Here is a 17,568-nt window from a genome sequence, read left to right as displayed (position 1 = left end):
ATTATGGAAACGGATGCGGATGTGGATTTAAACTTTCATTCGTTAAAGGCTCAGCCCAATATCCAAGTGTCATCGGTACGGTATACACTCTATCCAGTCCTGTAACCCGAGTGAGATGGTGACCGAACGTCATCGGTAACATGCCTGGAATAATTACTTTTACACAATGTAAGCCGTTCTTTTCTATAAGGGGGACCGTTTGATCTACAACAATTACTTCAAGTCCAGATTGATGTAACCTGTTTAAAAGTTGATGAAGATCAGATGTTAAATCCATATCAAATGATTGTAATGCATTCATTTCTTGGAACGTTTGCACCGGAGCATCTTCACGTAAAAGGAAGTGAAGACGTTCTTCCGCTTCTTTCAATCCATACAGCATACTATGATCTTCCATTTGCGAAACAAGATATGGATCTTGTAAACAGTTTTCATATTTCTCTCTTTTTTGTTCAAGCTCTTCATCTGTTATAAGTAACATGCCCGCTATTTCATGAATTGCATTTTTTACAGCTCGAATTGGTTCCATATGTGCGCCGCCAGCACAGACGAGATTCATACCATCTTGCCTTGTATTTTTCGCAATGACCCATATGCTCGGAATACCATGTTCCATCGTCGCGTTGAAAACGTATAATTCATATCCAGTAATTGTGCGTAAGCGTTCCAACATTAGTTGCAATTCAGTATCATTGGCTGAACTAAGATCGAGACGGGGAAGAGGTAATTCGGCATACCAAGTGAGCAAAAAGGCGTCACGCTCTACAATTTCTAAAATGCCGTGAAAAATTGCTTCTTCTAAACTACCACCAATTGCACATCCATTTGATGTTTCATACACGAAAGCATCTCGATGACCAAGGCTATAATAAGCGATTGATTCTGGAACTAAAAGGGGCCTGTTTTGTAATAAAGAATATCCCCATACCCAGTTTTGCTCATAATCAGGATCAAACGGCTTAAATGGAAAACTATCACGATTGTAATGTTCATTTGTATGCACACCAAGTGTGAGGGGATTCAGTGCAATATCTTCTAGCTCACGAAAACTGCCATGTACATTTGTTTTTTTTCCACGAGGCGACATACCGCAATAGCGTTCTAAACCTTCTAAAATAGCGGTTGCTTTACTAAGTGAAAATGAATGAGTCCGGCCCGCGACACCTTCATTTCCAAACAGTAACGGCATGTTTATAATGACATCAGCAAACGGTAATAGAGAATGTTGCATTTTACCGTTTAAAATACCAGTCCGGTAATCTAAATAGTCTCTCGTTAAAAATGTGTTTAGCTCATGAATGGAACGACAGCGATACGTTTCAGTACTCGTTTTCAAACTTGGTTGTAAAGAAATTTGCGCTGCATCTGCTGTATCGTCAGGCAAATTGCTGCATACCGGACAGAGAGGGTCTGGAAGAAACGAATTCCGGGTACATTGTAACGTTTGTAAGTCCAGTAAAATGAGTTCGTTTTCTAAAGAAGAATATCCATGAGCTAATATTTTCTCTGTTTCAGCATGAATGAGCTGGCACATTTGTAACATTCCATTTTGGGTGGCGCGTACATCACGCCTCGTCACGTTCTCTGCTTTTAATGCATATTTTCGTTGTAGTTCCCACATTTCTTTTTGATCAAAGCCAGCTATAAACCGGCGTCCATCAGCGCAGTGGGAACATCCAGTTGTAAGAGGCTTCACGTAAGGACCGATAATACCTTCACCAAACGAAGTAAACGCGCGAAGCCACGGAATATTATTTGAGCGAAAGATAAGCTCAGCATCACGATGTACGGAAGAAGGAGACCCGTCATGTAAAACGAGAGCAAGATGAATGTTTTCAGGGAGAGCTTCTGTAATTGTATGCTGGCGGATGAGTGAATATTGCTTACACAATTGCTCATGTACATAGTCTGTGAGTAGGCCATCTCCTATAAGTAGTATGTTTTGAGTCATTGGTCATCCTCCTTTGCAATTAATACCCCATATACACCGTCTAAGTTGTCTCTTAAAAATGACTCAATAGCTAAATCAAAAACGAATGGATACAAGTTGTTTTCCGTTAAATTTTGCAAAGCAACTTGTAAAGACTGTACGCCTGGAATTTCTTCCTCTTCTTGTATTGCTACTCTAACAGGATCCGTACTATATAAAATAATGGATGATTCCGGTAACATATTAGCTTTATAAGGAATCTCTTCATTTTGAATATGAAGGAGTGCTTGTTGCAGAGCATTTCTTAATGCGAGTGTTATATTAATATTTGCCGCACCATACCATCTATCATTAATACCGATCCAAACGACAGGAAAACCAAGTAACTCCTCACTCATTCCTACTTTAGGTATTTCATGAATTGTAGAGAGAGCATCGTAGTAAAACCTACAATGTTTATCATGAATTTCGGTTAAATAAAGCTCTGTAATCTCTTCTAGCATATGTGATTGGCGTTCATATAACTTATTATTTAAATGTTTTTGGAGTGCTCGGTATACACCTTCTGTCATCGTTTCCCCAGCACCAATACCGATATCAGTATGTTCGGGGATAAGACGATGAATCATTTCAGCTACATATGTTTCAACTCCTGTTAAGCCAGCTTCGCGGCGTGCTTCATTATGAGTTAATCCACCGCAAGTTATAGTAGGAAGGGGAGAGGTAGGTCCGTCTGATAATGGATTTGCAACTTGAATATTGCACTGTGATAAAGGCAATTGGTGTAAATCTTGTTCATCCCACATGTGAAATATGCCAGCTTCTTTAGAAGTTAACGTATCAAAGAAACGAAAAAGTTCAGTTGAAGTATATTGTCCGGAACGATGGGCAAGGTTTTCTTGAAGATTTTGCACCGTATCAATTGTAAAGATTTCATCGGTTGCGAGAAGATGTTTTATGAAAGGGTGCCACTTTCCTTCAAGTGTTTCCAAGTTTAATAAAAAGAATTGAGGATTATGCTGCCTATGTGAACCTTCAGCGACATGTTTAAATAACTCAAAAACGATAACATTTGCTAACATTGCAGATGCAATTGGTGAGAAAGGTTCAGGTGGATTTTCACTTTGTAAAGTAGTTTCGTGTAGACGATGCCAAGCTGATTCCCAGCATTCTTCACGGTCTGCGGTTACGACGGGTCCAGCTAAACCAATTCTTGATAAGCACATAGCTGGTATGAAATTTTTCTTAAACTCTCTACAAATAGTATGGATTGCTCTTAAACTTTCAATATCTCCATTTTGGGAAACGTATAAAATCCAGTCGAAAGGCTCGAATACTTCATGTAAAGGGCGATCAATTGTAATATCTATTTCTTGAATAAGTACATTGTCATCATTTGCATATGCACGTTCGCTTAATTCATGAATTCGATTGTAGTTTGTTTCAGCACGATCTGTAACAAGATAATGAAATGTAGGTAAACCAGATTCTAATAAAGAAGAAACTAGGGAAGTAAGCATATCGCCAGAACCAATTATAAGCACATTTGCTGCGCGGTACGTTTCGAATTTTAAAGCGCCTGAATGGGAATCAGCTTCTAAAAACTCAATTTGCGAAGCATATCTGTCGAGTAATGCACTGTTTAATTCGTGGGGAGCATCTTGGCTTACATCACGAACGAAACCATTTTCATATAAAATCTCTCCAATTTCAAATACACGATTTTGATAGGGGAGAGGGAGACCATCGGTTATTTCTGTCAAAGAATGATTACCGTTAAACATAGGCATTAATTTCTCAATCCAGTCATAAATTCCATCACCATCCATACGGAATGAACTGGAGTTATTTCGAAAGTAAACACCCCCGTTTGAATCGGGGAGGAAGAAAGTATCCTTATTTGCTTTAAGTTTTGCATGAACTGGAAGGTTATTCATGTTTATCCCCCTTACGTTTTAGGCATACATTATTAGTCTATGTAGTGTGATTTGTCCCATATGAACATAATGAAAAAAGGCTGTAGAATGATTCATTCTACAGCCTTTAATAGATTAATAATCTATCAACCTTCTAATAATAATGATTTTGGATCTTCAAGCATATCTTTAACAGCAACAAGGAAGCTAACTGCTTCTTTACCATCAACAATACGGTGATCGTAAGATAGTGCAAGGTACATCATTGGACGGTTTTCCATACGCTCTGCATCAATTGCAACTGGACGTACTTGGATTTTATGCATCCCTAGAATACCTACTTGTGGACTATTTAGGATTGGTGTAGACATTAGAGAACCGAACACACCACCATTTGTAATTGTAAATGTACCACCTTGTAGCTCTTTTAATGAAAGTTTATTATCGCGTGCTTTCAGACCTAAATTACGAATCTCGCTTTCAATTTCAGCGAAGTTCAATTGGTTAGCATCGCGTACAACTGGAACAACTAATCCATCTGGAGCTGCTACTGCAATACCGATATCATAGAATTTTTTAATGATAAGCTCATCGCCTTGAATTTCAGCATTTAATAATGGGAACTGTTTTAATGCTGCAACAACTGCTTTTGTGAAGAATGACATAAAGCCAAGACGTACATCATGTTTTTTCTCGAAAGCATCTTTGCGTTCTTTACGTAATTCCATGATTGCACTCATATCAACTTCGTTAAATGTAGTTAACATTGCAGATGTTTGTTGAACTTCTACAAGACGTTTTGCAATTGTTTGACGGCGGCGGGACATTTTCACACGCTCAACTGGTTTTTCAAATTCAGTTTTTGCAACTGGAGCCGGACTTTGTTTTGGAGTAGCTGGTGCTTCTTTTGGCGCTGCAGCGTGAGCTTGTACGTCATGTGGTCTCACACGTCCAAGTGGATCTGTGCTACGTACTTCGTTTAAATCGATTCCTAATTCACGAGCCATTTTGCGAGCAGCTGGTGATGCGATAGGACGATTTGTATTTGGTAAACCTTGCAACGCTTTATTTTGTTCAGCACTTGGAGCAGCTGCTTTCGGTGCTTCAGTAGTTTCTTGTTTTGGTTGCTCAGCCAATGGAGCTGGTGTACTTACTGCAACTGCTGCGCCGTTTGCATCTAAAATTGCGATAGTAGCACCAACTTCAACTGTATCTCCAGGTTCGCCTAGTAGCTTCGATACAATACCTGAATCCTCTGCAATGATTTCTACATTGACTTTGTCAGTCTCAAGCTCAACAACGCTGCCACCTTTCTCAACTTTGTCGCCTACGTTGATAAGCCATTGTGAAATAGTTCCTTCTGAAATAGATTCTGCAAGCTCAGGTACTTTAATTTCGATCATTTTAAATGTCCTCCCCTTATTTGCCTAACGGTGTGTTTTATCTTCTTTAATCTTCGGTAATCTCCATTTGTTAGCCTGGCTGTGGCAGACTATCTGCCACAGCCAAGCCTGAAAAACTCATTGTTACTTTCAGTTGCTGAAAACTTCAATTTCTTGTTTATCTTGACGGAAGTTGTACTTCACATCTAAAGCGTGTGCAACGATTAATTCTTGCTCAGCTTTGTGAGCGAATGGATCGCCACCAGATGGGCTAGAACGATCCGGGCGTCCAATGTAACCTGTTTTCACTTTATCCCCAGCTAGTTCGAACAGAATTGGAGCCATGTAATGCCATGCGCCCATATTACGAGGTTCTTCTTGAACCCAAATGATTTCTTCTAAGTTTTTAAAGCGTTTAATAATAGATTGAACTTTTTCAGCAGGGAATGGGTACAACTGCTCGATACGAACCATATGAACTTCATCTAGGCTGTACTCATGCTTACCACTTTCGATTTCTGCTGCTAAGTCAATTGCCATTTTACCTGTACTTAAAACAAGACGTTTTACTTTATTTGGTTTCGCACCAAGGTTTCCTTGTTCTAAAGCAGGTTGGAAACGTCCTTCACTTAACTCACTACCTGTAGAAAGTGTAAGTGGGTGACGTAATAAGCTTTTCGGCGTCATAAGCACTAACGGTCGAACAGCTTCTGTTCCTAAGATAGATGCTTGACGGCGCAAGATATGGAAGTATTGTGCCGCGCTCGTTAAGTTTGCAACTGTCCAGTTGTTCTCCGCAGCTAATTGTAAGAAACGTTCTGGACGTGCACTAGAGTGTTCTGGCCCTTGACCTTCATAACCGTGTGGTAATAGAAGAACTAAACCAGATTTTTGACCCCATTTTGCTCTTCCTGCTGAAACATATTGATCAAATAATGCTTGCGCAGTATTTGAGAAGTCACCGTATTGAGCTTCCCACATCACAAGAGTTTCTGGAGCAAATACGTTGTAACCATATTCGTAACCAACAACAGCAGCTTCTGATAACGGACTGTTATGAACAGAGAATGATGCGTTAATGTTCGGTAAACGGTGTAATGGTGAATATGTTTCGTTTGTATCAGTATCGTGTAATACGATATGACGGTGCGCGAATGTACCACGCTGTGAATCTTGACCAGTTAAACGAATTGGCGTACCTTCTTGCAAAATAGAAGCGAATGCTAACGATTCAGCAAGTGCCCATTCAATTTTACCGTTCTCTTCAAGAGCATCTTTACGGCGCTCAAGAATTTTCTTCACTTTTGGATATACGTTAAAGCCTTCAGGCCAAGATAATAGTCCTTCATTAATTGCACGAAGTGATTCAATTGAAACACCAGTGTCAATCGGTTGAATTCCTTTTGCAACAACCTCTGGAACTTTAACGTGAATTGTTGCAGCACTCGTATCAGCTGGTGGCACTTGTGCGTATTCAGCCTTTAATTCCTCTTGTATAAACTGAGTAATTGTTTCAACCTCATCTGCATTCAGAACGCCAGCAGATTGTAATTGATCTGCATAAATTGCTCTTACAGTTGGGTGATTTTTAATTTTTTTGTACACTTGTGGTTGCGTAACTGCTGGATCATCCATTTCGTTATGACCATATCGGCGGTAACCGATTAAATCGATTAAGAAGTCCTTTTTGAACAGCGTACGATATTGGATCGCAAGGTTTGCAGCAGCAAGACAAGCTTCCGGATCATCAGCATTCACGTGAACAATCGGAATATCGAAACCTTTTGCAAGGTCGCTTGAATATTTAGTAGAACGAGAATCATAGCTATCAGTCGTAAAGCCGACTGCATTATTTGCGATAACATGGATCGTTCCGCCAGTTTGGTATGCATTCAATCTACTTAAGTTGAGTGTCTCAGACACAACACCTTGACCAGGGAATGCAGCATCACCATGAACTAAAATTACGAATGATTTTGTAGTATCTTGTTCTGGAAGACCAGATTTTTTACGATTCTCTTGAGCTGCACGTGCGAAACCTTCAACAACAGGGTTAACGAACTCAAGATGACTCGGATTATTTGCTAATGTAACACGAGTGCTAACCTCTTCATTACCAACGACTTGTTCTCTACCTAAATGGTATTTCACGTCGCCAGTCCAGCCAGCATTTGCCACTGCACCTTCTATTTTTGCATGTTTGAATTCTGCAAACATGTGATTATATGGCTTTTCTAATACGTGAGCGAGTACGCTTAGACGACCACGGTGAGCCATACCAATCATGACATCTTCAACGCCGCCTTTAGCACCTTCTGAAACAATTTCATCTAGTACAGGTACAAGCATATCAACGCCCTCTATTGAGAAACGTTTTTGACCAACGAATGTTTTATGCAAGAATTGCTCGAAACCTTCAACAGCAGTTAAACGTTTTAAAAGAGCAGTTCGTTTTTTATTTGATAATGGTTGACGCAATGAATTTGATTCCACCATTTGATGCAACCACGCGCGTTCTTCACTATCTTGTATATGTGAGAATTCATAAGCTAAAGATTTTGTATAAACGTCTTTTAATCTATGAATTACATCAAGTGCAGTGTGAATACCCTCTGGTGCATCTTGCCATACTGTTTTTGCTGGAATCGCTTTCAAGTCAGCATCGCTCAGTTCGTTCATTGTTTTCTCGATAAGAGATTGTCCGTTTGCAGCATCTTCCATCGGATTAATGTGAGCCAATGTATGCCCGAAAGAACGGATCTGTTCAACAAGTTGAACGACTTTAAGAATCTTTTCAATGTTCCCTGTGTTTTGAGGAGAAAAATGTGTTGCTGTGTTGTCCCCTGTTACGACATCATCTTGAAACGAAGGAGCTCCAAAAATTTCAAAAAGCTCTTGTAATTCCGGATCAACAGAACCTGCTCCAGTTACGTAAAGATCATACTGTTCAATAACATAACCAAGGTTCGGACCATGGAACTTGGCCCAAGGGTTTGTCGTTGTATTCTTCCTCGTCATTTGTTTAAACCTCCCAATGCATATAATCCTTTTTCCATACAAAAAGGTGCATTTTGCTCTTTTCAATAATTGATGAACCAATAATCAATGTAAATGTTTTTCTTTACTCTTATGTTATTACAATAATTTACATAATACCAAACACTATTACTTATCTGTTTTGTAAAAAAACATTCACAATAACTTATCACCCAAGTTAATCTTTCATGTTATAAAGTAATTTCACGGGAAAACGGGGTGGATATATTTGGTATACCTACATTAATACCTATAATTGTTGCATTTAAATATAAGTATAACTATCAGAATGTTTCGATAAAGTTTAGTTCGAATTATGTATATTGGAATAATAAGCGCTTTCATTGATATTATACAACAATATAACGGAATATAGTATAAAAAATAAAAAATTATGAATTTACCATAAACTTTATCTCGATAGTGTTAAATATCGAAAGGAAAATGAAGGATTTCTACAAAAAAAGTGGCTAAACATAAAAAATGCTTCATAAATCGTTAGTTTCTATAAATATGGCGAAAAACAACGTAAAAACAATAGCGCATTTCACCCGATAAAGAGCAGAATGAAACATTTTAAAAGGATAAAACAAATATGGAGATATTAAATTTTCATAAAAACGGAGAGGAGATATAGTAACGGCTATATACATTGTTCCATGTTTCATTTCAAAATAGACGTGCTGAATTTGAAAAAGTTTCTTCTATATAAATAGAATGAAAAATAGACGAAATGAATGTAAAGGAAACTTGACGTAAAGCTCCCTTTACATATATACTCGGTATAAGGAAGGAGGGAGAAATTTCCTTGGAAAATAAAATGGTTGAATACCGAAAAAAATTTGGACTATCTCAAGAAAAATTGGCTGAGAAACTTGGAGTTTCCAGACAAACCATCATTTCAATTGAAAAGGGAAAATATGATCCATCACTTCCGTTAGCATTTGAAATAGCAAAAACATTTCAGACAACGATAGAACATGTATTTATTTATGAAGGAAAAGAAGAGGGGGAGAAAGGATGAATTATTCACAAAAGTACTTCGTTATTATGGGAATTATTTTTCTATTTATGAGTGGATTTATGATATTAACAGGTATAATGACGCATTCTGCACCACCGGCTCCAACGTATACATTGCTTGCAATGATGATCATGTGTTTTTGCCTAAGCTACTTGCACCCGCAATTTAAAGAAAAAGATGAGCGAATGAAACTCATTCGTTATAAAGGAATGTTCTTCAGTTTTTTTGCACTAACGGCATACTATCTTCTTTTCTCTATTGGCTTAAACTTAAAAGTAATTACGCTATCTGCGGTTGAACTGTTGAATATGTTAATGGCACTTACGATGAGTACAGTTTTTATATCGTTTGTTGTTTTATCGAAAAGATATTAAGATGTAAAAGAGAAAGGAAGATTAACATATGCAAATGATGTACGCTTTTGGCATGGGGCTTGTTTTATTTTTAGCGGTATTCTTATTTATTCGTAAAGACGTTCAGGGCGGAACGTTAACGAAACGAGGATTTTATAAAATGATCGGCTGCTTAGTTGTTATGTTTATAGCGATTATCGTAATGATCGTTTTAATTAATAAAACATTATAGAACTTAAAAACGGAACCTTACTTTATAGTAAGGTTTTTCTATTTGAAATTAATACTAAAAAATACCATGAAAACTATTTAGTGACTATATTTCCTATTATATAATCCAATAAAATGATAGATAAGGAGAATAGTATATGAACAAAAAAGCTATCTTCTTTTAATTAACATGTCTACTACTTATAGCTAGTATTACTTATATGATATGTAACAAACGAGAACAAGTGCCACCTATGTTAGTATGGGAGAACGAAGAATACTACGTTACGAATGAACCTGCCAAAGCAGAAGAAATCGGACAAAAGCTTGGCGAAGTGACAAAGAAAATTGAAGCAAGTAAAGCACCTACTAAAAATAGCTAATCTAATACATTACAAGAAAAAACAGAAGTATTCACAATGATTGAAGAAAAAAGATGATCAATCGCCTTTAATCATAAAGGAACCTTTTGGTGACGAATATAGAATCGTAAGACCGATGTTAAAACAAGTATTATAATATAAATGAAGAAACAAATTTTTAATAGAGAGTAGTGGCGTTATGAGATGGAAAGTAGGAATTTTTGAAAAAATAGAAACGAATGATTTATCTATTGAGCAGCTTAAATGTGCCTATAAGTTGTTTTAAAGTACATAACGAAAATTTTTTCCGAAGAAATACTTTATGAAAATATTAAAATATGCAAAATTACATATTGGTTATTCTAAATCTTATGCTAACCTTATAATGATAAATATAACATTTGTTGGTAATGAATGATTTTTGAAGGAAATAAGTTATTGAAAAAGATACCATATAGGGAAATTGTTAGAATTTCAGATGTTACAAATGTCATCTTATTTTTAATGTCTGATAAAAGCGGTGCCATTAGAGGTCAAAATATTGTTGTTGACTATGGATATACAATTGTATAAATAAATCATCTTGGGAATTAAGGGCGTGGATAATGAGTTTACTAATTAAAGATTTAACAAAGAAATTTGACGAGCATGTTGCAGTGAATAATTTGAATATCGAGATACCAAAAGGTGAAATATTTGGATTCTTGGGCGGAAATGGAGCGGGTAAAACGACTACATTTCGAATGATACTTGGACTTTTATCAAAAACAAGCGGAACTATTTCATGGAATGGTAAACCTATAAATTATGATGTTACGGATAAGATTGGGTATTTACCAGAAGAACGTGGGCTTTATGCGAAAATGACTGTCAAAGAACAAGTTAACTTTTTTGCAAAACTAAAGAACATGAAAAGTAAAGATGCAGAAAAAGAACTTCACTATTGGCTGGAGCGTTTTAATATAACTGAGAATCTGAACAAAAAAGTAGGAGAACTTTCAAAAGGGAATCAGCAAAAAATTCAGCTGATAACAGCGATTATACATAAGCCTGAACTCTTAATTTTAGATGAACCATTTAGTGGTTTAGACCCAGTAAATGTTGAAATGTTAAAAGAAGCCGTTCTTGATATGCAAAAACAAGGGTCGTCCATTCTTTTTAGTTCACATCGTATGGAACATGTGGAAGAGTTATGTCAACACATTTGTATCATGCACAAAGGAGTACCTGTTGTTCAGGGAGACATTGCAAAAATTAAAAGTGATTTTGGTAAAAAGAATGTTGTAATCGTTGGCGATCATGACTTTGACCATTTGAAAGAAATAAAAGGTGTAGAAAGTATGAAGAAACGTAAGAATGCAGTTACTCTTAAAATTTCATATGAAGAAGTTTCGCATGTTTTATTTAAAGAAATAACGAAGTTAGGGTATGTTAAAAAGTTTGCAGTAGAAGAGCCTACATTAAATGATATCTTTATTGCGAAAGTAGGTGCGCAACATGAGTAGTTTCTGGACAATTTTTTTACAAAACTATAAATCTAAGGTGAAATCAAAATCATATTTTGCTATTACAATAATAATTTCTATGTTAATTATAGGATTGATGAATTTTGACAAGATTTATAACTATTTTGCAGGTAACGAGGACGATCAAGTTGTTGTTGTTACAGAAAAAGAAGAATTATATACAACTATTAATCAAGTGTTTAAAAATGTCGATAGTAAGATACATGTTAAGCGTAGTACGGATAAACAAAAAGCAGAATCAGGTGTTAAAAATGGTGATTATACATATGCAATCGTTGTAGAGGAATTGGATAATAAACAACTAAAGGCTACGTATATAACTGAGACAGATGTAAATCAGCAAGATGTTAGCAAGGTTCAAACTATTTTATCTCAAATACAATCTTCTAATTTCGCTCAGCAATTGAATCTATCGCAAGATGAATTAAAGGTGTTAACAACGCCAGTAGAAATACAAACCAAAACTGTTTCAGATAAGGTTAAAGATGGAGAACATACAGAGGGTGTAGGAATTTTAATTAATACCTTTATCATGCTAAATTATGTAATGATATTAATGTATGCTGCACAATTAGCTACAGATGTTGCAACAGAAAAATCTTCTCGTGTAATGGAGTTAGTTGTTTCAAGTATTTCGCCTACAAAACATTTATATGCGAAGCTCTTCTCAACATTATTGGCAGGTATTACACAAATAATAATTTGGGGCTTGGTCGCAACTGTAGGGTATAAAACAGCAATTAATGATTCGAAAAATGATATTTTAAATAGTATTGATTTAAATTCTGTTGCTCCTACTCTAGTGTTTTATGGGATTCTATTCTTCACATTAGGATTCTTATTATATGGCTCATTATCTTGTCTACTCGGCTCTGTTATTAGTCGTATAGAGGAATCTTCTCAAGCTGTTATGCCGCTGACATTTATGTTAATTGCTGCTTTGTATATCGCACTTTATGGAATGTCAAATCCAAGCAGCACGGTTGTTACCATTACTAGCTATATACCTTTCTTTACTCCTATTGTTATGCTCGTACGAATTGGATTCCTCAATATCCCAGTATGGGAGATTGCGCTTGCATTAGCGATTCTATTAGCAACAATATGTATGATGATTGGTTTAACGAGTCGTGTTTACCGCGGTGGCGTATTATTATATGGTAAAGGTGCATTCAGTAATATAAAAAAGGCAATCAAGTTAGGGAAAAAATAAGATTGGCCTATTCATATTTAAAAAGACTACATAGTTAATCTATGTAGTTCTTTGTTGTTACAAAATATATATAAATAAATATAAAAATTATTGTATTAGGCTATTTTTCAAAGAAAACTTTAAAAAGCTCCCAAGAAGAGAGTGAAGAATTGAGTTCTGGCGAACAACGCAGAGTGATGATTGATATAATTTATGTCTTTCTCAAAAATTGAGGAAAAGAAGTAGGGGAAAGGGTATAAATATAATATTAGCGATTGATGAACTGGAAGTTTCACAGAATCTTACGCAATGTTTCAATCGAAATGAATATAAGTTGAAAGAAGTTGATATATTTACTGCTTTTTGAAGACATGTTGAATATTACAAGTTTAGAATCGCACTTTGCTATATCACGGTGAACGATATTATAAATAGAAGTAAATCAAATAAAATAAAGCTAGCTTAGATTGAATTTTTTTGTCTAAAATATTGACTCAAATCTAATAAGAGATTTAAAATCATAAGTCTATTTTCATATGAAAAATTAATCGTTAACCAAAAGAGAGCTATTGATCAAATCTTGAACAGTATATAAAAAATTTATTATAAAAATAATATATTGATTTGCTACATAAAGAAAGCCCCGTGACTATCAAGGGGTTTCTCATATGATCCCGACTGGCCTCGAACCAGCGACCTCCACCCTGTCAAGGTGGCGCTCTCCCTGCTGAGCTACGGGATCTTCAAAAATGCTATATATAATAGCATCTTTAATAATTATGCTAAAGCAATTATATATAATTAACTGAAAATTTACAATGTTTTTGTGTAGTAAGTTTTTAAAGAGGTAGTGCAATATAAAATAGGTTTTATTTCAGAGGTATACTAGTATGTATGTTTTTATATTTAATAAATAGAAGATGCTGAAGTGTTATGATTTCCGATACCAATCCAAAGGACCTTCATCGCTTAAGTCAACAAGAAAAGGGAATAAGAAGTGTAAAGGTAAGCTTATAAGTTCTGGCATAGCGTTCAATGTTTTCTTTGATAGATATTGCCTTCCAAAACAATACGGACAATCTTTTTCAAATGTTACGAGTATCGACCATACATCTTTTATTTTCCACTTCGTTTTACAATATGTACAACGCGCCATGGAGTTCCTCCTCATTTTAAGGTGTTTTCTAATATATTCTATTTGATCGTACTAAAGTCAAGTGTAGTTAGTGTGATAGAATGTAAGTTGGTTTGTTTTTTTATATGGATGTATTCCGTAATTTATGACTAAATGAATGTAGTGTGAGGGTCATATAATAAGAGATTTTCATTTTTAATATGCAAATTGGCCAATATATCCTTTTTACAATTTTCAAGAAATCATGTATAAAAGAAGTACAAGATATTTATAAATATTCAGGAGTAGAGGGAGAATAATTGTAATGGTAAGAAAAACGTTTAAGATGCGTGTGTCTAGAAATAGAACGATTTCGATTGATGGTTCGATTCTTGATGTGGATGTGACGCATGATGAGTTTTTACAAGAGTTCGTTGAGTGGGTCGATTCTAAAGGTTGGTCGTTTATGGGTATGACGGACGAGATTACGCCCGAAGAAGCTGGGCAAAAGTTAATAGATTCGTTGATTGATGAGAAGGATAAGAAAGAGTAATTCCTTCTTATTTTTTGTTGTATATTTATGTTCCTAATCGTAAAAGTGTGATATAGTAAAAAAAGTGAATATTCTTCCAAATTAATACAAATTACATATAGGTTGGTAGAGGTATTTTATAGAATGTGAAAGTAAAGGGAAAAGGGAGAGTCATATGGTAAATTTTAAGAAAATTTCGGTTTTTGTTATGGTTATTTGTTTATTTTTTTTGACACCTATGACGTTATATGCTGAGACGAATATTGGAGTAAATCCGGAGCAAGTGGCACCTCCACCTGCGGAAGGGCCGAATGTTTTTAGTCAGTTTGCGACTACGATTGATGCGAAAACAGGAGATATGTTGTACGACAAAAATGCACATCATCGTGCGTTCCCTGCTAGTATGACGAAAGTGTTAACGGCGATTTTACTGATGGAGCATACGAAGCCAGAGGATCAATTTACGTTTTCACAATTAGCATTAGATCAAGAGAAGAGTAATTATCAAATTGAGTTTCACCCTGGTGAGACTATTAATAGAAATACTGCACTTATGATTTTAATGGTGCTGAGTGCGAATGATGTGTCGTATGCGATTGCGGAGCGTATTGGAGGAAGTGTTGAAAACTTCGCCAATATGATGAATGAAAGGGCGAAGCAATTAGGGGCTAAAGATAGTCATTTTGTAACGCCAAATGGATTGCATGATCCAAATCATTATACGACGCCATATGATATGGCCATGATTACGAGAGGTGTGCAAAAGTATCCTGAAATTTTACAAGCGATGAATACGAAAAGAACGACGGTTACGACATCTACGCAAACAGTTTCTATTTTTAATAAGTCTACTTATTTTGAAAATCCATATAGCATGGGTGGTAAGACAGGATTTACGAATGAAGCACGCAATACGCTCGTTTTATTAAATGAGAAGGATGGTAATCGTATTATAAATGTAGTAATGGCTTCTCAAAGACCTGAAATTTATGAAGATTTGAAGCAGATGGCGGAATATTCTTTTGGGCAATTTACGAAGCAAACTGTACTAGATAAACATAGTTGGCACCAAAAGGCAAAGTATTTAAATAAAGATGTTGATTCTGAGCTGGAAAAAAGTGCAGAGCTTATGCTAAAGAAAGATGAAGGGAAAAATATAAAAACGGCTTTTCGGGTTAATTCAGTGGATAAAGAATCTTTGTATCAAAAAGGAATTCATCGCGGTGAAGTAGTTGGTGCGGTAGATATTATAAAGAATAATCAAACGATTGCGACTATAAATGTTCTTTCAAAAGAAGATGTTACTTTTGCGATGCCTAAAAAAGATACAGTTGCACCTGAAGTAAAGGAATCGAATGTGAAAGTGATAAGTGTTGGAATAGGTGCGATTTTATTATTTGGAGCGATTTTATATGTAGTGCTGCGCCGAAATAACCAAGGGATGAAATCAGAAGAAAAATAAATTGCTAGTAGACCGTGATGAGATTTTGTCACGGTCTTTTTTGTATGCATTTCAAAAATAATTTAACTAATAATTGTAAATTTTCTTATTGCATTTCCAAATCGTTCGTTATATTATTTACTTGTGTTCTTGTTAGAGAACTAAAGTGGATATTGTATACTTCAAATAACATAAAACAACGGAGAGGGAGAGAGACGATGAAATTAATTTGGAAGGTGATTAGCAACGTTATCTCATTTGTTTTATTTGCGGTAATGGTTTGTTTAGCTTTTGTAGTTATTTCTTCAAAAGCGAGTGGCGGGGATCCAACAGTGATGGGATATCAATTTAAGAGCGTTCTTTCAGGATCGATGGAACCAACATTTTTAACAGGATCAATCATTGCGATAGAGCCAACGAAAGATGGTTCTAAATATAAAAAAGGTGATGTTATTACGTTTAAAGAGAAAGATGACAAAATTATCACTCACCGTATTATCGGTGTGAAAGATACAAATGGAAAAGTAATGTATGAAACAAAAGGGGATAACAACAACGGACCAGATTTAGCACCAGTACTTGCAGAGAATGTAATTGGAAAGTATGCAGATATTACAGTTCCATACGTTGGTTATGGACTGAATTATGCGAGTTCAAAAGCGGGAGCAGCATTACTGCTCATTATTCCTGGAGTCTTTTTACTTGGCTATTCCGCAATTTCTATTTTTGGCGCTATTCGTAGCATTGACGGAGAAAAGAAAGATAAAAAAGTAGAACAATCCGTCTAGTTCGTTTGGTTATACTTTCCGTTTAGGAAGTTAACAAATATATATATATATTAAGGGGATATGGACATGACTTTAAAGAAAAAATTAGGAATGGGTATCGCATCAGCAGTATTAGGAGCAGCATTAGTTGGTGGAGGAACATTTGCATTCTTTAGCGATAAAGAAGTGTCAAATAATACATTTGCGGCTGGTACGCTTGATTTATCATTAAGTCCATCAACAGTTGTTAATGTATCGAATTTAAAACCTGGTGATACAATTGAAAAAGAATTTAAACTAGAAAATAAAGGCTCTTTAGATATTAAAAAGGTTCTATTAAAAACAGACTATAATGTAGAAGATACGAAGAAAGATAATAAAGATGATTTTGGTAAACATATTAAAGTAACATTCTTAAAAAATGTAGATAAGCATGAGACGATTGTGAAAGAAACTACATTAGATAAATTGAAGGGTGATACACTTACAGCAGTAAATAATGATTTAGCTGCTTGGTTCTGGGATGAAAAAGGTATTTCTGCAGGTAAATCTGATAAATTCAAAGTGAAATTTGAATTCGTTGATAATAAAAAAGACCAAAATGAATTCCAAGGCGATAAGTTACAATTAACTTGGACGTTTGATGCACAGCAAGGCGATGGTGAAACGAAATAATAATGACAACAAAAAGAGACTATCAAAAGTGTGGTCTTACCCCTGTCAAGTAGACAGTATGAAAAAGACTAAGCAGCCATCGAGATTCGATATTCTATCGGAGCTCGA

15 protein-coding genes, 1 tRNA gene and 1 pseudogene are annotated in these 17,568 nt (G+C 35.6%); 11 read left to right on the top strand and 6 right to left on the bottom strand.

Annotated elements, in window-relative coordinates; translation table 11 throughout:
- Position 1 precedes the first annotated feature (1 nt).
- The 4 genes from SB773_RS18095 to odhA form a co-directional block, all read right to left on the bottom strand.
- Positions 2 to 1,951 (bottom strand): TOMM precursor leader peptide-binding protein, encoded by a 1,950-nt coding sequence (locus tag SB773_RS18095; protein ID WP_410591253.1) that lies wholly within the window; start codon positions 1,949 to 1,951, stop codon positions 2 to 4.
- Entirely contained in the window at positions 1,948 to 3,867 is a 1,920-nt protein-coding gene (locus SB773_RS18090; RefSeq protein WP_410591251.1) for a putative thiazole-containing bacteriocin maturation protein, read from the bottom strand. The genes SB773_RS18095 and SB773_RS18090 overlap by 4 nt, the downstream gene beginning before the upstream one ends.
- 125 nt (positions 3,868 to 3,992) lie before the next feature.
- The gene (gene odhB, locus SB773_RS18085; protein ID WP_410591249.1) at positions 3,993 to 5,249 is read right to left on the bottom strand and encodes a 2-oxoglutarate dehydrogenase complex dihydrolipoyllysine-residue succinyltransferase; all 1,257 of its coding nucleotides are present in this window, start codon (positions 5,247 to 5,249) and stop codon (positions 3,993 to 3,995) included.
- 129 nt (positions 5,250 to 5,378) lie between these two features.
- Positions 5,379 to 8,246 (bottom strand): 2-oxoglutarate dehydrogenase E1 component, encoded by a 2,868-nt coding sequence (gene odhA, locus SB773_RS18080; RefSeq protein WP_410591247.1) that lies wholly within the window; start codon positions 8,244 to 8,246, stop codon positions 5,379 to 5,381.
- A gap of 826 nt (positions 8,247 to 9,072) precedes the next feature.
- Between odhA and SB773_RS18075 the strand changes: the two genes are divergently transcribed.
- The 7 genes and pseudogenes from SB773_RS18075 (at position 9,073) to SB773_RS18045 (ending at position 12,952) form a co-directional block, all read left to right on the top strand.
- Positions 9,073 to 9,288 carry a helix-turn-helix transcriptional regulator gene (locus tag SB773_RS18075; protein WP_000428507.1) on the top strand — a complete coding sequence of 72 codons (216 nt, stop codon included), beginning with the start codon at positions 9,073 to 9,075 and terminating at the stop codon, positions 9,286 to 9,288.
- Entirely contained in the window at positions 9,285 to 9,662 is a 378-nt protein-coding gene (locus SB773_RS18070; protein WP_410591245.1) for a permease, read from the top strand. Before SB773_RS18075 ends, SB773_RS18070 begins: the two co-directional genes overlap by 4 nt.
- A 28-nt stretch (positions 9,663 to 9,690) precedes the next feature.
- Positions 9,691 to 9,873 carry a DUF3976 domain-containing protein gene (locus tag SB773_RS18065; protein WP_002011459.1) on the top strand — a complete coding sequence of 61 codons (183 nt, stop codon included), beginning with the start codon at positions 9,691 to 9,693 and terminating at the stop codon, positions 9,871 to 9,873.
- 181 nt (positions 9,874 to 10,054) lie between these two features.
- Positions 10,055 to 10,370 (top strand): annotated as a pseudogene (locus SB773_RS18060) (hypothetical protein).
- A gap of 257 nt (positions 10,371 to 10,627) precedes the next feature.
- Positions 10,628 to 10,786 carry an SDR family oxidoreductase gene (locus tag SB773_RS18055; protein WP_410591242.1) on the top strand — a complete coding sequence of 53 codons (159 nt, stop codon included), beginning with the start codon at positions 10,628 to 10,630 and terminating at the stop codon, positions 10,784 to 10,786.
- Positions 10,787 to 10,818: 32 nt separating this feature from the next.
- On the top strand, positions 10,819 to 11,718 hold the full coding sequence (locus tag SB773_RS18050) for an ABC transporter ATP-binding protein (RefSeq protein WP_289403408.1): 900 nt from the start codon (positions 10,819 to 10,821) through the stop codon (positions 11,716 to 11,718).
- On the top strand, positions 11,711 to 12,952 hold the full coding sequence (locus SB773_RS18045; RefSeq protein WP_410591240.1) for an ABC transporter permease: 1,242 nt from the start codon (positions 11,711 to 11,713) through the stop codon (positions 12,950 to 12,952). Before SB773_RS18050 ends, SB773_RS18045 begins: the two co-directional genes overlap by 8 nt.
- A gap of 648 nt (positions 12,953 to 13,600) precedes the next feature.
- On the opposite strand, the gene SB773_RS18040 is transcribed toward SB773_RS18045, so the two are convergent.
- Both SB773_RS18040 and SB773_RS18035 read right to left on the bottom strand, forming a co-directional pair.
- Positions 13,601 to 13,673, bottom strand: a tRNA-Val gene (locus tag SB773_RS18040).
- A 189-nt stretch (positions 13,674 to 13,862) separates the two neighbouring features.
- The gene (locus tag SB773_RS18035; RefSeq protein WP_060751870.1) at positions 13,863 to 14,087 is read right to left on the bottom strand and encodes a hypothetical protein; all 225 of its coding nucleotides are present in this window, start codon (positions 14,085 to 14,087) and stop codon (positions 13,863 to 13,865) included.
- Positions 14,088 to 14,370: 283 nt separating this feature from the next.
- Here SB773_RS18035 and SB773_RS18030 point away from each other — a divergent pair, with 283 nt between their 5' ends.
- From SB773_RS18030 to SB773_RS18015, 4 genes are all read left to right on the top strand, one after another.
- Positions 14,371 to 14,598, top strand: a complete 228-nt coding sequence (locus tag SB773_RS18030) for a hypothetical protein (protein WP_002135051.1) — start codon at positions 14,371 to 14,373, stop codon at positions 14,596 to 14,598.
- A 154-nt stretch (positions 14,599 to 14,752) separates the two neighbouring features.
- On the top strand, positions 14,753 to 16,039 hold the full coding sequence (locus SB773_RS18025; RefSeq protein WP_002126097.1) for a D-alanyl-D-alanine carboxypeptidase family protein: 1,287 nt from the start codon (positions 14,753 to 14,755) through the stop codon (positions 16,037 to 16,039).
- Positions 16,040 to 16,236: 197 nt separating this feature from the next.
- Positions 16,237 to 16,806 (top strand): signal peptidase I SipW, encoded by a 570-nt coding sequence (gene sipW, locus SB773_RS18020; RefSeq protein WP_002064334.1) that lies wholly within the window; start codon positions 16,237 to 16,239, stop codon positions 16,804 to 16,806.
- 66 nt (positions 16,807 to 16,872) lie between these two features.
- Positions 16,873 to 17,460 (top strand): CalY family protein, encoded by a 588-nt coding sequence (locus SB773_RS18015; RefSeq protein WP_044437854.1) that lies wholly within the window; start codon positions 16,873 to 16,875, stop codon positions 17,458 to 17,460.
- Positions 17,461 to 17,568: the final 108 nt, after the last annotated feature.

This window comes from Bacillus sp. SIMBA_074 (genome assembly GCF_046534555.1).
In the GTDB taxonomy this organism is placed as follows: domain Bacteria; phylum Bacillota; class Bacilli; order Bacillales; family Bacillaceae_G; genus Bacillus_A; species Bacillus_A mycoides.
Note: the sequence above shows the minus strand (reverse complement) of the source record. Positions and strands in the feature narration are given on the sequence as shown.